Genomic DNA, 19,592 nt, shown 5'->3' on the forward strand with positions numbered 1-19,592 from the left:
AAGTGAACGAGAGGTGAATCAGAGTCGAATCACGACGTCTTCAGGGCCCTTTTCAGCCTGGGTCCCCACGGTGTCTCCACGAACCGGTGGATCAGCCAGGCCAGCCCGAGCATCCCGCACACCGTGATCAATAGCGTCGGCCATGGCGGAATTCCCCACCCCCGGTGCAGTACCCGGATCACGAACCATCCGATGTGTTCGTGGACCAGGTAGAAGGGGTAGGTCAGCGCCCCGGCCGTGGTCAGCCAGGGCCAGGCCGCGCGGTGCGTCCAGCCCGCCGCCACCGCCGCGACCGCGGCGAACGCGAGGGTGACGACGAGCATCACGACGTACGGGTTCCGGGGGGCGCCGGGGTGCCACAGCTCCTCGGTGGCGGTGCGCAGCCCGAGGATCCAGGAGAGCGCCACGATGCCCCAGGGGAGGAGCCGGCCGCCGCAGCGGTGGACGAGGTAGAGGGCCAGGCCGCCGACGAAGTACGGGGCGTACCGGGGCATCACGACCAGCTCGGCCCATGACCCGTCGCCCGCTGCAGTGGACAGGACGGCGGCCAGGGTCCACACCGAGCAGAACAGCACCACCCTGCGGTACGTGACGCCCGGCAGGACCACCGTCAGCGCGAACAGGGCGTAGAAGCGGACCTCGACCCAGAGCGTCCAGCAGACGCCGAGGACGCGGGGTGCGCCCATCGGCTGTTGCAGCATCGTCAGGTTGACCAGGAACTCGTCGGGGCGCACGGCGCGGACGACGACCGGCAGGATCAGGGACGCGCCGGTGACCAGCACCACGGCGACCCAGTACGCGGGGTAGAGGCGGGCGACGCGGGAGCGGAAGAAGTCGCCGAGGGGGCGGCCCCAGCTGCTCATGCAGATGACGAAGCCGCTGATGACGAAGAAGAGCTCGACGCCGAGACAGCCGTAGGCGGCCGGCCGGGACAGGGTCGGGAAGACCTGGGCGGGGTTCTGGTGCCAGGACGCGGAGACGACTCCGCCGCGTCCGGCGTAGTGGTACAGGCAGACCAGCAGGGCGGCGACGAGCCGCAGTCCGTCGAGGGCGAGCAGGCGGGTGCGGGGGTGTCCGGGCGGGGCCGGGACGACCGGGATCTTCGCAGGCGAGGGCGCCAGTGTGGGGGTCGCGAGTGACATGGTCCGGGACCCCTACCCGGGTCTGGACGGCTAATCATCCGATCTGTTCGCGAAGTCCCCGGGACGTGGGAAGTCCAATACCGTCACCTGGGGGAATCATAGAAAGTGTGCGGTGAACCTGCTAACCATTCTCTTACCCGTCGGGATTCGTTAACCATATAGTCGTTTTGGCTTCCTAGTTTCTCCATCCATCCCCCCGGTGCGGGTCAACCCACCACACACAGCGGTTGCACAAGCTTTGCTTGGCAAAATCAGGAGAGTTATGACGAGGGTCCAGAACAGGCGGGCACCTGCGCGCGGAGGGGAGCTGGACGACTGCCTGCACGCCTGCGCCGTGCACAGCGGCAAAGTGGTCGGCAGCCTCGACCGCCGTCGCGCGGAGCTGGCGGAGCAGCTGCGCAAGCTGCTGGTGGTCGTCGCCACGGAAGGCACCACCACACCCGCGCCCGCCCCGGCCGGCGGTGCGACGGCGCTTCTCAAGCGCGCCGTCAAGGGCGCGGCCAGCCCCTCCGGCGGGATCAACAACGACCTGCTGGACGCTCTGCTCGCGGTCGCCAACAAGGCCCTGGAGTGCGGCTACAACGACGAGCTGAACCTCGCCCTGGTGATCAGCGACACCGTGCTCGCCGAGCGCAAGAACTCCCGCGCCGGCTGGCGGCTGCGCGCCCGCATCCTGGAGGGGCTCGGCGAGGAGCGCGAGGCCATCGAGGCCTACGAGCGCTATCTGGAGCTCACCAAGGACGACGGTTTCGGCGTCGCCAACCGGATCTCCGGCATGCGCCGCGCCGCCGAACGCGAGGGCGAACTCCTCGGCCTCCTGAAGCGCCAGGTCCCCGCCGCCGCGGACCACGTCCGGGCGCCCTCCACCGCCACCTGGGCCGAGGGCCTCGCCCTGCAGGCCGTGGGCGACTGGCAGGCCGCCGAGCCCCGCCTGGTCGGCGCGCTGCTCGCCCTCGCCGAGGACGAGGCACCGGTGAACGACCGGCAGGAGCTGCTCAGCCAGTACCTGGACCTGCGCCTCGCCGAGGGCAACGACGCCGGCATCGCCGAGGCCGTCGCGCTCTACGCCGAGCAGCGCCGGATCCGGATGCGCGGCCCGGTCGCCAACCCGACCGTCGACGGCGTGCAGTGGATCAGCCTCGGCGAGTTCCGCAACCAGATCGCCGGCAAGTCGGTCTGCCTGATCGCCAACTCGGGCCGCGTCGGCGCCGGCGGCATCGGCAAGCAGATCGACGACTACGACCTGGTCGTGCGCTTCAACTCGTACAAGATCGACCCGAAGCACACCGGCGAGCGCACCGACATCCACGTCAGCATCCACAAGCACGCCTTCAACTGGGAGAAGCCGGTGACCACCCGGCTGATCTTCGGTGGCGTCTCCGGCGACTGGAAGCACTCGCTGCGCAACAAGCTGGTGCCCGGCGCGCAGAAGTTCCTCGGCGACGAGTCGCTGCGCTGGCCGATGCGGAACATCGGGCAGATCAGCACCGACACCTGGTCGGGCATCCCGACCTCCGGGTTCAACATGCTGTGGCTGCTGGACTTCCTGGACGTCAGCCCGACCCTGGACCTGATCGGCTTCGACTTCTACGAGAGCGGCGCCTACCGCGTGCAGGAGGCCATGAAGCTGGCCATCACCTCCGTGCACGAATACACCAGCGAGAAGGACTGGGTCATGCAGCGGGCCCAGAGCGTGACCGACATGAGGATCTCCCTGCGATGACGACCACCTTCACCTCGGCGGCACCGAACACCGACGCGAGCGCCCTCACCAAGAAGCGCCGGATAGCCTTCGCGTCCTACGTGGACGAGAACTACCTGCCCGGCTTCCTGGTCCTGCTGCGCAGCCTCGCCCTGTCCAACCCGGGCGTCTGCGAGGACTTCGTCGTGCTCTACGACGACCTGCGCCCGGCCTCCATCGCGAAGATCCGCGCCCTGCACCCGCGGATCGTGCTGCAGCGGGTCAACGACACCCACTACGACTCGTACGTCAAGGGCGACCAGGACAACTACCTGGTCCGCAAGGCGTACTTCATCCTCGACATCTTCCGGCTGCGCGACTACGACACCGTCATCACCCTGGACACCGACATGGTCGTCCTCGGCGGTCTCGGCGAGCTCCTGGAACTGCGCGAGGGCCTCGCAGCCGTGCCCCAGTTCTTCTACGGGCAGCACAAGCTGAACTCCGGTCTTCTGGTGATCCAGAAGGAGTACCTGTCCGACGAGTTCTGCGCGAAGATCGACAAGACCGGCCGCAGCGGCGACTACGAGCTGGACAAGCACGACCAGGGCATCCTGAACGCCGTCCTGGACGGCGACTTCGTCCGCCTCGACGCCAAGTACAACTTCGTCAAGCGGCGGCTCTCCGGCGACCTCCCGGTCCCCGAGGACACCAAGATCCTGCACTTCACGGGGCGTCACAAGCCGTGGCAGGGCGGTGAGTCCGGCTACGCGCAGGCCGAGGACCGCTGGCGCGAGTTCGAGCTGACCGACGCCGAGTTCCACGCGGCCTACTTCGCCTCCTCCGGCGGCCTCCACCACGACCTGGTCGTCCACTTCGGTGCCCCGCACGTCAAGCGCACGGGTGACGTCGAGATCGCCCGCAAGGTGGCCGCCGCGCACATCGCGTCCGGCGACTACCAGGACGCCGTCGACGTCCTCACCAGCGTCCGCATCCCGCTGGACGAGGCCTGGCCGCACGAGGTGCTCGGGCACGCCCTGATGAGCGTCTCCCGCATCGAGGAGGCCAAGACCCAGCTGCTGCTCGCCTCCGCCGCCCCGAACCGGGCCGCGACCGCCTTCTCCCGGCTCGCCCAGATCTCCTGGGTGTACGGCGACAACACCGAGGCCCTGCGGTACGCCACCGCCGGCCTCACCGTGGACCCCACGCACCGCTCCAGCCGCCTGTGGGCGCAGCGCGCGGCCGCCGTCCCCTCCCAGGAGCAGGGCAGCGCCGAGGACCAGCTGGCGCACGTCGCGTTCTACATGGACCGGCAGGGCAACGCGGGCGACAAGCTGCTCCCGGAGACCGTCCGGCTCGGCTTCGGCCCGGACACCACCTCCCGGCGCTGGCACTCGGTGCACGCCCACCGTTACTTCGACAAGGCGGCCCTGGAGCGTGTCAACGCCCGCCGGGGTCTGGTCATCGGCGGCGGCGGCCTGTTCATCCCGGACACCATGCCCAACGGCAACAGCTCCTGGCAGTGGAACGTCCCGGACGAGCACCTGCGCGCCATCGACGTCCCGATCATGATCTACGCGGTCGGCTTCAACGCCTTCGACGGCCAGTCCTACCGGGCCCGGCGGTTCAACGAGAGCCTGCGGCTGCTGGTCGAGAAGTCCTCCTTCTTCGGCCTGCGCAACCACGGCTCCATCGCCAAGGTCCGCGGCATGCTCCCGCCGGAGCTCCAGGACAAGGTCGTCTTCCAGCCCTGTCCCACCACGGTCATGCGCCAGCTGGTGGCCGGCTGGACCGACCCGGTGTACCGCGAGGACACGGTCATGCTCAACGCGGCCTACGACCGCGCCGGGCTGCGCTTCGGCCACGACTACGCGCACTTCCTCGCCGAGATGGCCAAGGCCGTCCGCAAGATCGGCGAGCACACCGAGGTCAAGTGCGTCGCGCACTCCCTCGACGACGAGAAGATCGCCTTCGACCTGCGCCGCGAGCACGGCATCTCGCTGCCGGTGATCCCGATGTACGACTTCTCCAACGACGAGATCCGCGAGACGTACGCCAAGACCCGCCTGGTCATCGGCATGCGCGGGCACGCCGGCATGATCCCGTTCGGGGTCGGCACGCCCATCATCTCGCTCATCTCGCACCCGAAGATGGCGTACTTCCTGAACGACATCGAGCGGCCCGAGTGGGGCGTCTCGGTGCACGAGAAGAACCTCGGCGACATCCTCACCGAGCGCGCGATCGGCATCCTCGACAACCACAGCCGCACCGTCGCCGACGTGCACGACCGCCAGGAACAGCTCTGGAAGGTCACGGAGGAGAACCGCGCCACGATCAAGAAGATCCTGGGCCGGTAACACGAAAGGGGCGGGCCCGGAAATCCGGACCCGCCCCTGATCGGCGGCGCAGCCGCCGTTTTGGGGGCGCGGGGCTGTATTGGACTTGCGGCTCCGCCGCGTGGGCGCGACCAGCCACAACGCCGCCGCAGACGAAATGACGCGGAACTTACTTCCGCACAACCCGCCGCAGGTTCCGCGCCTTACGCGCCATCCGGCGCACCGTCGCGTTCCGCAGCGGGAACGACAGCTGCGCCGGCACCCCGCCGGGCAGCCCGAGCGAGGTCAGCCGCTTGCGCTTGAAGTAGCGGATGGTGGTGTCGTTCAGGTGCTTGGTCAGATAGCGCTCGGTCTCCGCGCGCAGCTGCGGATGGATCCTCGGCTGCATGGCGAAGCCCACCGCCCGGACCAGGTCGCCGAGCTGCTCGACGCTCAGCAGCGGACGCTGCTCCTCGACCGCCTTGCGGTCCGTGAGCTCGGGGATCAGCGCGTCGACGACGGTGACCGGGATCCGGTTGCTGTTCTCGAACGGGGTGAGCTTGTCGAGGAGCGTGTCGGTGCCGATGCGTGCGGTCGGCAGGCCGTACAGCGCGGACGCGGTGAGCAGCGCGGTGGAGAAGCAGCCGACGACCAGGGCCGGACGCATCCGCTGGTAGAGCACCTCGGCGAGGACCGTGGTGTCCAGCACCGTGAGGTCGACCTTGAGCTTCTCGGCCTCCTGCTCCAGGGTGCGGGCGAACCGGGCCGGGGCGGAGGGGTGCGGCTTGAACACGACCTTGGTGTGGCCGAGTTCGACGGCGCCCTTGAGCATCCGGACGTGCAGGTGCTCCTCCTGCTCGGCGGAGAGGATGCCGAGCGCGGAGAGGTACTGGCCGAGCAGCAGGGCCGGTTCCTCGATCTCGGGCAGCTCGTCGCCGCTGGGGGAGAGTTCGGCGAGCACCTTGGTGAACGCCGGGGTCGGCACGACCTCGCCGGGGACGCCGAACTCGGTGAGCAGCATCGGCTGCAGGCCCGGCACCAGGTCGAGGTGGAGGACCCGGTCGACGCGGGTGCCGACCAGCGGGTCGATCTTGTTGCGGGTCGGGCCGTAGCTCATCAGGCCGTCGGCGTAGACCGTGACCGGAGCGCCGGTGAAGATCTGGGTGAGGCTCTGCGAGGGGTTGACCTGGATCGACTCGACGGCGAACTCGACGTCGTCGTCGCCCAGCCGCCACTCGTGGCGCAGGAAGCGTTCCCACAGCGGGAAGTCCTCCAGGCGCGGGGCCCAGCCGCCGGGGTGGAACGGGAAGATCGTCTCGTTGTACGAGATCACGTCGTCGAAGCGGTCGCGCAGCCGCTCGAAGCCGGGCGCCTCGTCCAGGCCCGGGGTGGTCTCGGGGGTCGCCGCGTTGTTGCAGACCAGCAGGATGCGCCGGTCGGCCGGGCGGAAGGCGCCGGAGTCCAGGGCGGCGGCCAGGGTGGCCGTGCCGTAGAGGGTGGACGCCTGGAAGATCTGGGTGGTCACGCGGCGGCTCCCGCGGGGGCGGGACGGCGGCGCAGCCGGCGCAGCTTGGTGGCGCGCTGGAGGTCCATGGAGTCCAGGGCCTCGTCCAGCACGTCCTGCGGCATCCGCCGCAATGCGGCCGCACTCATGGATTTCAGCTTCTTCGCCACCGCGGGCTCGAACCTTTCGATGGATCCCAGGTGATGGGAAATGATGGCGCAATACGTGCGGACGGCCTTCGGCAGGAGATCCTTCGCGTCGGCGTCCTGTGCCGTTTCCTCGATCACCTGGTCGAACGCGCGAATGAAATCGAGCTGACGGACGTCGCCGATCTGCGTGAGTGAAGAGGCTACGCCACGCCGGTAGAAGACGCCGAGCAGGTTCACCGCCGCGAAGGACTCGGCCTCCCGGTGCAGCTTCCAGATCCACGGCCGGTCCTCGGCCGTACGCAGTCCGTCTGTGAAATGGACGAGCCCCTTGTCCACCAGACGGCGGTGGTAGACGCCCGCCCAGGCGTAGGCGTAGTCGACGGAGGTGGACCGGTCGGCGGGCAGGATGGCCTCCCGCGGGTTCATCACGACGTTGCGGCGGCCGACCGGCACCCGGGTCACGGACCGTGCACGGGCGGTGCACTGCACATGGTCGGTGCGGACGAAGTCGCAGTTCAGCGACTCGATCGCGGCGACGAGCTGCGGGTAGTAGCCCGGTGCCAGCCAGTCGTCGCCGTCCAGGAAGGTCACGTACTCGCCGCGCGCTCTGTCGATGCCGGTGTTGCGCGCGGTGGCCAGCCCCCCGTTCTGCTCGTGTCTGACATGGACCGCGCCTGGGAGCTCGCGCTCGGCTCGCGCGAGAATCTCTGGTGTCCCGTCGGTCGAGCAGTCGTCGACGAGAATGAATTCGAAGTCCTCACGCGCGTTCGCGCGCAGGCTCCTCAGGGTGTCGGGCGCGTATTGCTGCACGTTGTAGAACGGCACGATGACGGAGAGCTTGACCACGTGGGGGACGTTAGAGGAGCCTCCGTCGCGCGTCTTGACCGCCGCCTTGATACGAGGTGAACGACGTGTGGCGAAGTCATGAACCAGGGCTTTTTGATGGGCAATCCTGGGCTGGTTCGCCATTCGGCGACGTGTTGTTAACCTTTTGTTGGATTCGGGTTCGGGAGTTCCTCGGAATGGCTTCCTAGCGTCTTCGACGTGCCAGCAAGTGCAACGAAGTCCCTGCGGGTGGCGGTCCTGGCGGATTCGGATACCCGGTGGAAGTGGGGGGCGCTCACCGCGAAGCGCCTGATTCCCAACGAAACCGACTATTCGGACGTCCGGCTCGACGGCTACCTCCTGCGCGGCCGTGCCACCCCCACCGCCCGCCAGCTCCAGGAGGTCGGCGTCCACGCGGACTCGCTCCGCGAAGTGACGGCCGTCGAGTTCCTGAGAGACATGGAACAGCAGTCGTACGACATCCTCGTCCTCTCCCTCGTCGGCGGCGGGACGCAGGCCATGCTGCACGGGCTGCGCAGCGCCTGGGCCGGCCGGGAGAAGCGGCCCGTCGTCGTCACCGGCTACGTCGGCGTCGTCTACGAGAAGCTCGCCGACGGCCTGCTGCTGCGGCACGGCGCGGACCTCGTCCTCGCCAACTCCCGCCAGGACGCCGACCGTTTCCGGGCGGTGTACGACGGGGTGGGCGCCGACTCCTCGTCGGTGACCGAGGTCGCGCTGCCGTTCCTCGGCGGGGCGCCCTACGAGGGCGAACACGACCCGTACACCGTGGTCTTCGCCGCCCAGCCCTCGGTCCCGGACAGCCGCAAGGACCGTACCTACCTGCTCAACCGGCTGATCCAGCACGCCCGCAAGCACCCCGAGCGGGAGGTGCTGCTCAAGCTGCGCTCCAAGCCCGGCGAGCACACCACCCACATCGAGGAACTGCCGTACCAGAAGCTGGTCCAGGGCAAGGACGTGCCCGCCAACTTCAAGCTGGTCTACGGCCACATGGGCGAGGTGCTCGACCGCACCGACCTGCTTGTCACGATGAGCTCGACGGCCGCCCTGGAGTCCCTGCACCGCCGCATCCCGACCGTGGTCCTCACCGACCTCGGCATCCGCGAGGCGCTCGGCAACCACCACTTCGTCGGCTCCGGCTGCCTCGCCTCCTGGGACCAGCTCGACGCCGGACACCGCCCGGTGCCCGACGCCGAGTGGGTCTCGCGGCAGGGCGTCGCCGCCGACGGCAGTTACGCCACCGCCTTCGACGCGGGCCGCGAGCGCATCGCGAAGCTGCTCGCACGGCCCGGCGGGCTGCCGCCCCTGAACCCGTACTACACACCCGAGACCGCGTCCGGTTACCTGCCCGGCATCCTGGCCCGCCACCACCTCGGCCCCGACGGCGTCCCGCTTCCGGGCGCGCCCGCCGCCGACAAGGCCCCGGGCCCCGTCCGCCAGATCGTGCGCCGGGCCGCACGCGGCGCCTACCGCCACGGCGTCCAGCGGGTGGCCCCCGTGATCCGACGAATGGGAGAGCTGTGAGCGACCGGATCCCGCACCAGGCGCAGTCAGAGCCGTCTGCGCCCGTGCCTGCCGAAGGAACAGAGCCGATGTCCCACCCCGAAGGGGCCGCCGTGCCCCGCGTCCTCGCCGTGATCCCCGCCCGGGGCGGCTCCAAGGGCGTGCCCGCGAAGAACCTCGCCCCGGTCGGCGGCGTCCCGCTGGTCGCCCGCGCCGTCCGCGAGTGCGTCGCCTCCCGCCTGGTCACCGACGTGGTCGTCTCCACCGACGACCAGGCGATCGCCGCGGCCGCCCGCTCCGCCGGCGCCGAGGTCGTGCTGCGCCCCGCCGCCATCGCCGGCGACACCGCCACCTCCGAGGCCGCCGTCCTGCACGCCATGGACGCCCACGAGGCGCTGCACGGCGCCACCGTCGACGTCGTCCTGCTCGTGCAGTGCACCAGCCCGTTCATCGTCCGCGAGGACATCGACGGGGTGGTCGGCGCGATCGTCGAGAACGGCGCCGACACGGCCCTGACCGTCGCCCCCTTCCACGGCTTCGTCTGGCGCGACGAGGTGCACGCCCCGGTGCCGGTCGGCGCCGACGAGGCCTCCGCCAGCGGCGGCTTCGGCGTCAACCACGACAAGTCGTTCCGCCCGCGCCGCCAGGACCGCCCCCAGGACTTCCTGGAGACCGGCGCCGCCTACGCGATGCGCGCCGACGGCTTCCGCGAGCACCAGCACCGCTTCTTCGGCCACACCGAACTGGTGCGGACCGACCCCGCGCGCGTCCTGGAGATCGACGACCACCACGAGCTCGCGCGCGCCCGCGCCCTGGCCCCGCTCTTCGACGCGGACCGCCCCGGCGCCCTCCCGACCGCCGACGACGTCGACGCGGTCGTACTGGACTTCGACGGCACCCAGACCGACGACCGGGTGCTGATCGACGCCGATGGAAAGGAGTTCGTCTCCGTGCACCGCGGCGACGGACTCGGCATCGCCGCCCTGCGCAAGAGCGGGCTGAAGATGCTGATCCTCTCCTCGGAGCAGAACCCGGTCGTCGCCGCCCGGGCCCGGAAGCTACAGATTCCGGTCCTGCACGGCGTCGACCGCAAGGACCTCGCACTGAAGCAGTGGTGCGAGGAGCAGGGCATCGCTCCCGAGCGCGTGCTCTACGTCGGAAACGACGTCAATGACCTCCCGTGCTTCGCCGTCGCCGGCTGGCCCGTGGCGGTCGCGAGCGCCCACGACGTCGTACGCGGCGCCGCACGCGCGGTCACCACCGTCCCGGGCGGTGACGGCGCGATCCGAGAGATCGCCAGCTGGATCCTCGGCCCCTCTCTCGATTCCCTCCCGAAGTAAGGACACCCCACAGTCATGAGCAACTCCCGTCTGCGCACGTTCGGTTCCCGTGAGGTCGGCCCCGGCCAGCCCGTCTACATCTGCGGCGAGATCGGCATCAACCACAACGGTGAGCTCGAGAACGCCTTCAAGCTGATCGACGTGGCCGCCGAGGCCGGCTGCGACGCCGTCAAGTTCCAGAAGCGCACCCCGGAGATCTGCACCCCGCGCGACCAGTGGGACATCGAGCGCGACACCCCCTGGGGCCGCATGACCTACATCGACTACCGCCACCGCGTGGAGTTCGGTGAGGACGAGTACCGCCAGATCGACGAGTACTGCAAGAGCAGGAACATCGCCTGGTTCGCCTCCCCGTGGGACACCGAGGCCGTCGCCTTCCTGGAGAAGTTCGACGTCCCCGCCCACAAGGTCGCCTCCGCCTCCCTCACGGACGACGAGCTCCTCAAGGCCCTGCGCGCCACCGGCCGCTCGGTCATCCTCTCCACCGGCATGTCCACCCCGAAGCAGATCCGCCACGCGGTCGAGGTCCTCGGCTCGGACAACATCCTGCTCTGCCACGCCACCTCCACCTACCCGGCGAAGGCCGAGGAGCTCAACCTCCGCGTGATCAACACGCTGGAGAAGGAGTACCCGAACGTCCCGATCGGCTACTCCGGCCACGAGACGGGCCTGCAGACCACCCTCGCCGCGGTCGCCCTGGGCGCCACCTTCGTCGAGCGCCACATCACCCTGGACCGCGCGATGTGGGGCTCCGACCAGGCCGCCTCCGTCGAGCCGCAGGGCCTGACCCGCCTGGTCCGCGACATCCGCACCATCTCGGCCTCCCTCGGCGACGGCGTCAAGAAGGTCTACGACTCCGAGCTCGGCCCGATGAAGAAGCTGCGCCGCGTCACCGGTGTCGTCGCCGAGGCGGAGATCGCCGCGGCCGCCGGCGAGCCGGTCCAGGTCTGACACCTCTGTTGTTACGACGACGGGACGGTCGTACGTCGATGAGCCCCCGCGCCGGGAACACCGGCCCCCACACACTCGCGTTCGTCGAGAGTCCGGTGCAGCTGCTGAACGTGCTGGAGTGGGCGCATGTCCATGCCCTGCGCGGGTCGGCGGACCCGATGCCGGCCGTACCCGGTCAGGTACGGCGCTCGGTATCCGGCATATCAGCACCCGGCGCGGAACTCACGATCGTCGTCCTGTCCCCGACGGACCCCATGACCCGGGGCCAGCTGCGCCGCATGGCGGACCTGGCCCGGGACGAGGGATACCGGGTCCGCTGGGAGGAAGCACGGGGCGGCACCACCGCCCCCTTCCAGACGATCGGCGGCCTGGCGGGCTCGCTGCGCCGGGCCGACCGCATCGTGATGGGAGACCCGTTCTCCCGCTACGTACAACTGCTCCTGACCATCACCCGGGCCCGTGACCTGGTCGTGGTCGACGACGGCACGGCGACGATGGAGTTCGTCGCGCAGCTGGCGCGCGGCGAACGCCTGGTCCGCTGGCACCGCAAGGGCGGCCGCCCCGGCGCGCGGGACCTGCTCTTCGCGCCGGTCTCCTCCTCCGCCCGCCGCCGCCTCACGCCGAGCGCCCGCCGCCGGGTGGAGGTCTTCTCCTCCATGCCGATGACGGAGACGCCGACGGGGGTGACGGTCACCGCGAACGACTTCGGCTGGACCCGCGCCCGCTTCGGCCCGCCCCGCATCACCAAGGGCGCCGACATGGTGGGCACCTCCCTGGTGGAGACGGGTGTCGTGGACGGCGACCGCTACCTGGAGGCCGTCCGGACCCTGGCCAAGGCGCACGGCGCGACCCGCTACTTCGCCCATCGCCGGGAGAGCACGGAGAAACTCCACCGCCTCGCGGCCGAGACGGGCCTGGAGATAGTCCGCCCGGACCTCCCCCTGGAACTGATCGCCCGCCGCGGCCCCATCGGCCGCACGATCCTGAGCTTCCCCTCGACCGTCGTCCACACCCTGCCCCTGGCCCTGGTGGGCACGGGCGTCCGCGTGGCCGTCTGCGACATCGACCCGACCTGGCTGACGGAGAACGCCTCCCCGCGTGCCCAGGGCTTCCTGTCGGGCGTCACGGGGACGGCGAAGGACGTGCACCGGCTGGCGGCGGTGACGAGCCCGGCCTGACCCCCGGGCCGCCGCCAACCGTCCGCTGTCCGCTCTCTGCTTCCCGCTGTCAGGTCAGCCCAGCGGCAACGTCAGATACGAGGGGTTGCCGTCGGGTGAGGTGATGGTGGTCGTGCTGCCGTCGACGTTCGCGTCCGAGTAGAGCTCGTCCTTGCTGCCCACGACCAGCATCAGCCGGTGCCCGGCGGCCACGTCGTAACCGGCGGCCTGCAGCCTCCAGACGACGTGCCGGTCCTGGCGGGGCGTCAACTCGCCCAGTGTGCAGGGCTCGTGGGTGATGATGCGGGCCGTGCCGTCGGGGCGCAGGTCGAAGAGGTAGGCGACCAGGGTGGTGGAGGACGCCGAACTCCGTACGGTCAGCGCGAGTTCCGGAACACCCCGGATGCGCCGGGCGGCCGTCCCCGGGTCGCTTCCCGCCGTCAGCGCGTCGCTGGTCCAGACGGCGAGGTGCTGACGGTCGAACTCGGCCGTCAGGTACGTCTTCGGGTTGCCCTGCCACTCGGCCTGGCCGGTGGTGATGATCGCGTCCACCGCGGTGGCCTCGGTCAGTTCCCCGGCGATGAACGCCCGCTGCCAGCCGTTCTCCTGTTCGGCCCGCAGACCGCCGTCGGCGCTGTGGGACGCGGTGCGGGTCAGGTACCAGCGCTCGGTCGAGGTGGTGACGTCCGCCCAGGACGACCTGGGCTCGCGGACGGCCGGTTCGACGATGACGGGCTTACCGGTCCCGGGATCGACCTCGGTCCGGTAGGTGAACATGATCTGGCTCTCCACCGGGGACCAGCTCGGCACGCCGTTGGCGACCCCGTGCACATGGTGGTCCAGCCAGGCGAACGCCTCCTCGACCGGCACGTTCGGGCCGCTGAGCGGCACGGTCAGGCCGGTTCCCTCGGGCGCGGCGTGGTCTCCGATCCACAGGTTCAGCCGCTTGGGCACGGTCAGGCGCTCGAACAGCTCCACGACCTCGTTGACCGGGAACAGCGTCTCGTGCCACGTGTTGGAGACGAACGTCGGGACGCCACGGGCGTTGGTCTGGTCGAGGTACGACGCCGGCGACCGCTCCTTGCCCCAGGCGACGACCTCGTCGAGGTTCTCGCCGGCCAGGAAGTCCTCCAGGATCTGCCGGGTGGCCGGGTCGAACTTCCGCTCGATCGGCCCGCCGGTGAAGTTGATCAGGGCGGTGACGGCGGCGATGTGCCGGGTGTCGTTCAGGTAGAGGCTGTCGGCCAGGTCGCCCCAGGTGCTCAGGGCCACGACCGTGTCCACCCGCCCCGCCGGATCGTGCGCGGCGACCAGCTGGCTGATCCCCGAGCCGTACGACTCGCCGAGGAACGCGATCCTGCTCGGTTCGAAGTGCTGCTGGGCGTAGTCGATGACGGTCGAGCCGTCGGCCCAGTCCAGGGGCCCGGCCACGTCGATGGTGCCGCCCGAGGTGAACGGGGCGTCGAGGTAGCCGCCGCCGGTCATGGGGAAGGTCAGACCGATGCCGCGCGGGGTGTAGGCGAGGACGTGGTAGCCCCGCAGCGCCAGCCGGAGGTACGCGTACTCGAACAGGATCCAGCCGAACGGGGTCCAGCCGGAGGGCACGATCACGACGGGCCGGGGCTCGTCGGTCTTGAGTTTGATCGAGTGCGCCGACAGCCGTACCCCGTCGTCGGCGGTGATCCGGGGGAAGCCGACGGTGGCCACCCGCTGCACCTGTTCCGTCAGCTGCCGGAGGTCGGCGGTGAGCACCGCCGTCTCGGCCGCGCCCTGCAGGGTGGCGACGAGCGCCTGCCCGACGTTGGCGGCGGCGGGGTCGAGCGCCGTGGCCGAGGTGTGGATGCCGTGCGCGGCGATCCGGTGTAAGTCGGCGGCCGTGACCGCGCTGATCGTGTGGTTGTCCGGTTCCTGCGGGTTGCTCACGAGGCGGTTCCTCTCGCGCATATGCCGTGTGCCGGGGACTCCGGCACACTGAGAGCTTTTCCGCACCGGCACGGGGGTGCCCAGGCGTGCGGAGGCACGCCGCAAGGGCCTTGCGCGTCGGGCGCGTTTCGAGCGCCACGTGATCCCTGAACGGCGCATTCCGCGGGCCGGCCGCCGGGCGGTCTGCCCGCACCCTCCGGTTCAGGCGACGGTGATCACGGCCTTGCCGCGCGCGTGCCCCCGCTCCACGTGCCGTACGGCCGCGGCCGTGTCCGCCAGCGGGTAGGTCCGGTCGACCACCGGGGCGAGCCGGCCGGCCTCGACGAGGGCGGTCACGGCGAGCAGGTCCCGCCGGACCGGCCCGTTCGGGACCGAGGGGACGAGCGGCCGCAGCCGCTGCCGGACGAACGGGTCGGCCGCGACGACCCGCAGCATCGAGCCCATCGCCCCGAGGACATGACCGGGCGAACCGCCGCCGTTGGCCACCAGCGTCCCGCGCGGGGCGAGGGCCCGGCGCAGCCGGCGGAGCGGACGGCCGCCCACGTTGTCGAGGATCAGGTCGTAGCGCTCGCCCCGGCCGGTGAAGTCCTCCCGCGTGTGGTCGACGACGTGCGCCGCGCCCAGCGAGCGCACCAGCTCGGCGTTGCGCGCGCTGCACACGCCGGTGACCTCGGCGCCGAGGTCCACGGCGATCTGCACGGCGAAGGTGCCGATGCCGCCGCCCGCCCCGTTGACCAGCACCCGCTGCCCGGCCTCGGCCCGGCCGACGGTCCGGATCCCGCGCAGCGCGGTCACCGCCGCCATCGGCAGGGCCGCGGCCTCCTCGAAGGTGAGCCCGGTGGGCCCGGCGGGTTTCGGCACCAGCAGGTCGGGGGTGGTGCACGCGAACTCGGCGAAGGCGCCCGGACAGAAGCCCAGCACCTCGTCGCCGGGCCGCAGCCCGGCCACCCCGGCGCCGACCGCCGCCACCTCCCCGGCCGCGTCTATCCCTGCGACCCGGGACTTGGGCCGGGTCAGCCCGACACCTCCCAGCAGCCGCGCCACGTACGGGTCGCCGCGCAGCAGATGCCAGTCGTACGGATTGACGGCCGCCGCCCGCACCCGCACCAGCACCTGGCCCGGCCCGGCTACCGGCGACTCGATCTCCGCGAGCCGCAGCACGTCCGGCGGCCCGAACCGCTCCTGCACGATCGCCTTCATCGGGATCTCCCCCTTGGCCCCCTGTGGTGTACGCCGTACACCCCCTTGAGGGCAAGGTAGGTGTACGGCGTACACCCGTCAAGGTTCCGGCAGACCGGGACTCAGGCCGCGGTCAGCAGCCGCTCAAGGCCGTCCAGGGTCAGGTCCAGGGCGAACTCGAACTCGAACTGGTCGTCGCAGCCGGAGCCGACGACCGACTCCGGGTCGTGGGTCACCGCCATGGCCAGCTCGGCGAGGTGCGGGAACCTCGCGGCCATCTCCTCGGCCGGCAGCGCGTCCGCGTCCGGCGCCTGCCCGGGCCGGTCCTCGAACAGCTCCTGCGAGAAGCCCAGCAGCCGGCTGCCCATCACATGCAACGCGTGATGGACCAGCCCGATCGGGAACCCGCCGGCCCGGAAGATCCCGACCATCGAGTCCAGGTACGCCAGGAGCACCGGGGTCGGGGTGGCCCGCGCCTTCATCCGCGCCTCGATCACCTCGGGCGCCCAGGGGTGGCGCAGCAGCATCCGGCGGGCCGACAGCACGCGGCGCCGTACGGCTTCCTTCCAGGCGATGCCGGGCGTCGGCGGATCGATCTCACCCACCAGGACGTCGATCATCCCGTCCAGCAGCTCGTTCTTGTTGGCCACGTGCTTGTACAGCGCCATGGGGACGACACCCAGCGCCTGCGCGATCCGGCGCATGCTGAGCGCGTCGACGCCCCCGTCGTCGGCGAGGGCGACGGCCGCGTCCAGGACCCGCGTCCGGCTCAGGGGCACCCGCGGCCGATCGACGGCACCGGCCTGCGTGGCGATCTCGACCAACCCCTCTCACCGGCCCTGCGCCGAATCTACAGGGCCCGCCGGACGCGGGACGGCCTGCGGGGCGGTCTGCGGGGCGGCTTGCGGGGCGGCCAGATCACCGCCAGGTCGGCATGACCGCGGCCGGGTAGCGGGAACCGGCCGCTCCCCGCGGCAGGATCTCCTGGATCCGGGCGAGGTCCCCGGGCGTCAGCTCGACGTACGCGGCGGCCACGTTCTCCTCGACCCGGTGCGGGCTGCGGGTGCCCGGGATGGGCACGATGTCGTCGCCCTGTGCGAGCAGCCAGGCCAGCGCCAGCTGGGTGACCGTGCAGCCCTTGCTCTCCGCCAGGGCGGTCAGCCGCTGCACCGCCGCGACGTTCTGCTCGTAGTTGCCGGGCCGCCAGCGCTCGTCCATGGTGTGCCGCATGTCGTCGGCGTCGTACTCCGCGGCCGGCTTGACGGCGCCGGTGAGGAAGCCGCGCCCGAGCGGGGAGTACGGCACGAAACCGATGCCCAGTTCCCGGACCACGGGCAGCACCTCGGCCTCCACGGCCCGTTCGAACACCGAGTACTCGGTCTGGAGCACCGAGACGGGGTGGACGGCGTGGGCGCGGCGGATGGTCTCGGGCCCGGCCTCGCTCAGCCCGAAGTAGCGGACCTTGCCTTCGGCGATCAGCTCGCGGACCGTACCCGCCACCTCCTCGATGGGGACGTCGGGGTCCACGCGGTGCTGGTACAGCACGTCGATGCGGTCCGTGCCCAGGTGCCGGAGGCTGTTCTCGGTCACCTCCCGGATGTGCTCGGGACGGCTGTCCAGCGCGTGCCCGATCCGCGCCGGATCGGAGAGGTCGAAGCCGAACTTGGTCGCGATCAGGATCTCGTCGCGGAAGCCCTTCACCGCGCGCCCCAGCAGCTGCTCGTTGCTGCCGGTACCGAGGCCGTACAGCTCGGCCGTGTCGAAGAGGGTGACCCCGAGTTCATGGGCCCGGTGGAGGGTGGCGATGCTGCTCCGCTCGTCCGGGGTGCCGTACGCCATCGTCATGCCCATGGTGCCGAGACCGACCGCCCCGGCCGTGAGGCCCTGGGTGCCGAGGGTGCGCCGGGGAAGGTGTGAGGTGTGCTCTGTCATGCCGCCCACGCTAGGGACGAGCGGCCCGGGAAGCATGGGCCGTCACTCGCATAGAATTGCCTGATCCTCTCAGGGACGGAGCGTGCTGTGCTGGACCGACTCGTCGCCGCCATCGACCGGCACTGTGTCGCGTCGGGCACGGACACCGAGGTTCCCCGGCTCTCCCTCGCCGCGGTCGACGAGCCCGTGGAGCCCGCGCACCTCCTCTACGAACCGGCGATCTGCTTCGTCGCCGACGGCACGAAACGCACCACCGCCGGCGAGCTGGTCCGGGTCGCCCGCCCCGGCGAGATGCTGCTCACCACCATCGACCTGCCCGTCACCGCCGACCTGGAGCAGGTGCCGTACCGGTCCGCGTCCCTGCGTCTCGACAGCGAGGCGTTCACCGAACTGCTGGTGGAGCTGGACGAGGCGGCCCGCCCCGCCCCGGCGCCCACCTCCGCGCACGTCGCCGCGCCGATGCCCCCCGAACTCGCCGACGCGGTCACCCGCTGGGTCCAGCTCCTCGACACCCCCGACGACATCCGTCCCCTCGCCGGCCGCATCGAGAGCGAGATCCTCTACCGGCTGCTGCGCAGCTCGCTCGGCCCCGTCCTGCGCCAGTGGTCGCTGGCCGACTCCACCACGACCCGGGTGCGCGAGGTGGCCCGCTGGATCCGTGCCCGGTACGCGGAGCCGCTCACCATCGACGAGATCGCCGCGGTGGCACACATGAGCGCGGCCGGCCTGCACCGGCACTTCAAGGCGGCCACCGGCATGAGCCCGCTCAGGTACCAAAAGCACCTGCGCCTCCAGGAGGCCCGGCGCCGCCTGGCCGTCGGCGACGCCACGGCCGCCCAGATCGCCCAGGCCGTCGGCTACGTCAGCCCCACCCAGTTCAACCGCGAGTACCGCACCGCCTACGGCCTCCCGCCGATCCAGGACGCGGCCCGCCTGCGCGCGGGACTGGCCCGGACCGGTCCGTAGCCGCATTGACCTCGTTGGGCATACTGTCGGCTGTTCGTTTGACCGCCGTGCGGAGTGGGGGGTTGTCGTGGGGCTGATGGACCGCATCCGCGGTGAGTTCATCGACATCGTCGAGTGGACCGACGACGGCCGGGACACCATCGTGTGGCGCTTTCCGCGCTACGGCAACGAGATCAAGATGGGCGCCCGGCTCGTGGTGCGCGAGTCGCAGGTGGCCGTCTTCGTCAACGAGGGCCGGCTGGCCGACGTCTACCAGCCCGGCACGTACACCCTCTCGACCCAGAACATGCCGGTCCTGTCCACGCTGAAGGGCTGGAAACACGGCTTCGAGTCGCCCTTCAAGGCCGAGGTCTACTTCGTCACCACCCGCCAGTTCACCGACTTCAAGTGGGGCACCCAGAACCCGGTGATCCTGCGGGACGCCGAGTTCGGCATGATCCGGGTCCGTGCCTTCGGCACCTTCGCCGCCCAGGTCGTGGACGCCGCCGCCCTGCTGCGCGAACTCGTCGGCACCGACCCGCAGTTCCGCACCGAGGAGGTCGGCGAGCACCTGCGGCAGCTGATCGTCTCCAAGCTGGGCTCGGCCTTGGGCGCGGCCGGCGTGCCCCTCCTTGACCTCGCCGCCCGGCAGGACGGCATCGGGCAGCAGCTGGCCAAGGCACTGACCCTGGAGCTGTCCGCCACCGGCATCGCCATCCCCCGGTTCCACATCGAGAACATCAGCGTCCCGCCGGAGGTCGAGGCGGCGATCGACGCCCGCTCCCGGATGTCGATCACCGGCAACCTGGACGACTATGCCAAGCTCCAGGCGGCCGACGCGATCCCGATCGCCGCCGCCAACCCCGGCACCGGCGGCGACGCCCTCGGGCTGGGCGTGGGCATGGCGCTGGGCCAGCGGATCGTGCAGAGCACGTCCGGTGCGGCCGCTGCCGCGGTCCCGCCGCAGCCCGCGCCCGCGCCCGCGCCCGCGCCCGCCCCCGCGCCCGCCCCCGCCCCCGCCCCCGCCC

At 70.9% G+C, this 19,592-nt stretch carries 15 protein-coding genes; 8 read left to right on the forward strand and 7 right to left on the reverse strand.

Annotation, left to right across the window (positions count from 1 at the left end):
* Window positions 1-29: 29 nt before the first annotated feature.
* A complete protein-coding gene (locus tag ABZ887_RS05990; protein ID WP_361283307.1) occupies window positions 30-1,142 on the reverse strand; it encodes an acyltransferase in 1,113 nt (370 codons plus the stop codon).
* A gap of 262 nt (window positions 1,143-1,404) precedes the next feature.
* Here ABZ887_RS05990 and ABZ887_RS05995 point away from each other — a divergent pair, with 262 nt between their 5' ends.
* Together ABZ887_RS05995 and ABZ887_RS06000 are read left to right on the forward strand one after the other, a co-directional pair.
* Window positions 1,405-2,865, forward strand: coding sequence for a hypothetical protein (locus ABZ887_RS05995; protein ID WP_361283309.1), 1,461 nt, complete (start codon window positions 1,405-1,407; stop codon window positions 2,863-2,865).
* Complete coding sequence (locus tag ABZ887_RS06000; protein ID WP_361283311.1) at window positions 2,862-5,180, forward strand: glycosyltransferase; 2,319 nt, start codon at window positions 2,862-2,864, stop codon at window positions 5,178-5,180. The genes ABZ887_RS05995 and ABZ887_RS06000 overlap by 4 nt, the downstream gene beginning before the upstream one ends.
* Window positions 5,181-5,328: 148 nt before the next feature.
* On the opposite strand, the gene ABZ887_RS06005 is transcribed toward ABZ887_RS06000, so the two are convergent.
* Window positions 5,329-6,663 (reverse strand): polysialyltransferase family glycosyltransferase, encoded by a 1,335-nt coding sequence (locus ABZ887_RS06005; RefSeq protein WP_361283313.1) that lies wholly within the window; start codon window positions 6,661-6,663, stop codon window positions 5,329-5,331.
* On the reverse strand, window positions 6,660-7,637 hold the full coding sequence (locus tag ABZ887_RS06010) for a glycosyltransferase family 2 protein (protein ID WP_361283315.1): 978 nt from the start codon (window positions 7,635-7,637) through the stop codon (window positions 6,660-6,662). Before ABZ887_RS06010 ends, ABZ887_RS06005 begins: the two co-directional genes overlap by 4 nt.
* A 198-nt stretch (window positions 7,638-7,835) precedes the next feature.
* Between ABZ887_RS06010 and ABZ887_RS06015 the strand changes: the two genes are divergently transcribed.
* From ABZ887_RS06015 to ABZ887_RS06030, 4 genes are all read left to right on the forward strand, one after another.
* The gene (locus tag ABZ887_RS06015; RefSeq protein WP_361283317.1) at window positions 7,836-9,158 is read left to right on the forward strand and encodes a DUF6716 putative glycosyltransferase; all 1,323 of its coding nucleotides are present in this window, start codon (window positions 7,836-7,838) and stop codon (window positions 9,156-9,158) included.
* 68 nt (window positions 9,159-9,226) lie between these two features.
* Window positions 9,227-10,477 (forward strand): acylneuraminate cytidylyltransferase, encoded by a 1,251-nt coding sequence (locus ABZ887_RS06020; protein WP_361283319.1) that lies wholly within the window; start codon window positions 9,227-9,229, stop codon window positions 10,475-10,477.
* 15 nt (window positions 10,478-10,492) lie between these two features.
* On the forward strand, window positions 10,493-11,428 hold the full coding sequence (locus ABZ887_RS06025; RefSeq protein ID WP_217554169.1) for an N-acetylneuraminate synthase family protein: 936 nt from the start codon (window positions 10,493-10,495) through the stop codon (window positions 11,426-11,428).
* 38 nt (window positions 11,429-11,466) lie between these two features.
* Complete coding sequence (locus ABZ887_RS06030) at window positions 11,467-12,606, forward strand: hypothetical protein (protein ID WP_361283321.1); 1,140 nt, start codon at window positions 11,467-11,469, stop codon at window positions 12,604-12,606.
* Window positions 12,607-12,660: 54 nt separating this feature from the next.
* Here ABZ887_RS06030 and ABZ887_RS06035 read toward each other — a convergent pair whose 3' ends face one another.
* The 4 genes from ABZ887_RS06035 to ABZ887_RS06050 all read right to left on the reverse strand — a co-directional run bounded on the left by ABZ887_RS06035 (window position 12,661) and on the right by ABZ887_RS06050 (window position 17,619).
* A complete protein-coding gene (locus ABZ887_RS06035) occupies window positions 12,661-14,508 on the reverse strand; it encodes a CocE/NonD family hydrolase C-terminal non-catalytic domain-containing protein (RefSeq protein ID WP_361283323.1) in 1,848 nt (615 codons plus the stop codon).
* A 201-nt stretch (window positions 14,509-14,709) separates the two neighbouring features.
* Complete coding sequence (locus tag ABZ887_RS06040; RefSeq protein ID WP_361283325.1) at window positions 14,710-15,708, reverse strand: NAD(P)-dependent alcohol dehydrogenase; 999 nt, start codon at window positions 15,706-15,708, stop codon at window positions 14,710-14,712.
* Window positions 15,709-15,809: 101 nt separating this feature from the next.
* Window positions 15,810-16,511, reverse strand: coding sequence for a TetR/AcrR family transcriptional regulator C-terminal domain-containing protein (locus ABZ887_RS06045; RefSeq protein ID WP_361283327.1), 702 nt, complete (start codon window positions 16,509-16,511; stop codon window positions 15,810-15,812).
* 94 nt (window positions 16,512-16,605) lie between these two features.
* The gene (locus tag ABZ887_RS06050) at window positions 16,606-17,619 is read right to left on the reverse strand and encodes an aldo/keto reductase (RefSeq protein ID WP_361283329.1); all 1,014 of its coding nucleotides are present in this window, start codon (window positions 17,617-17,619) and stop codon (window positions 16,606-16,608) included.
* An 87-nt stretch (window positions 17,620-17,706) separates the two neighbouring features.
* Here ABZ887_RS06050 and ABZ887_RS06055 point away from each other — a divergent pair, with 87 nt between their 5' ends.
* Complete coding sequence (locus ABZ887_RS06055; protein WP_361283330.1) at window positions 17,707-18,585, forward strand: AraC family transcriptional regulator; 879 nt, start codon at window positions 17,707-17,709, stop codon at window positions 18,583-18,585.
* Window positions 18,586-18,661: 76 nt separating this feature from the next.
* A partial coding sequence (locus tag ABZ887_RS06060) for an SPFH domain-containing protein (RefSeq protein WP_361283331.1) occupies window positions 18,662-19,592 on the forward strand: 931 nt, incomplete at its 3' end.

This window comes from Streptomyces sp. NPDC047061 (genome assembly GCF_040643955.1).
GTDB lineage: Bacteria > Actinomycetota > Actinomycetes > Streptomycetales > Streptomycetaceae > Streptomyces.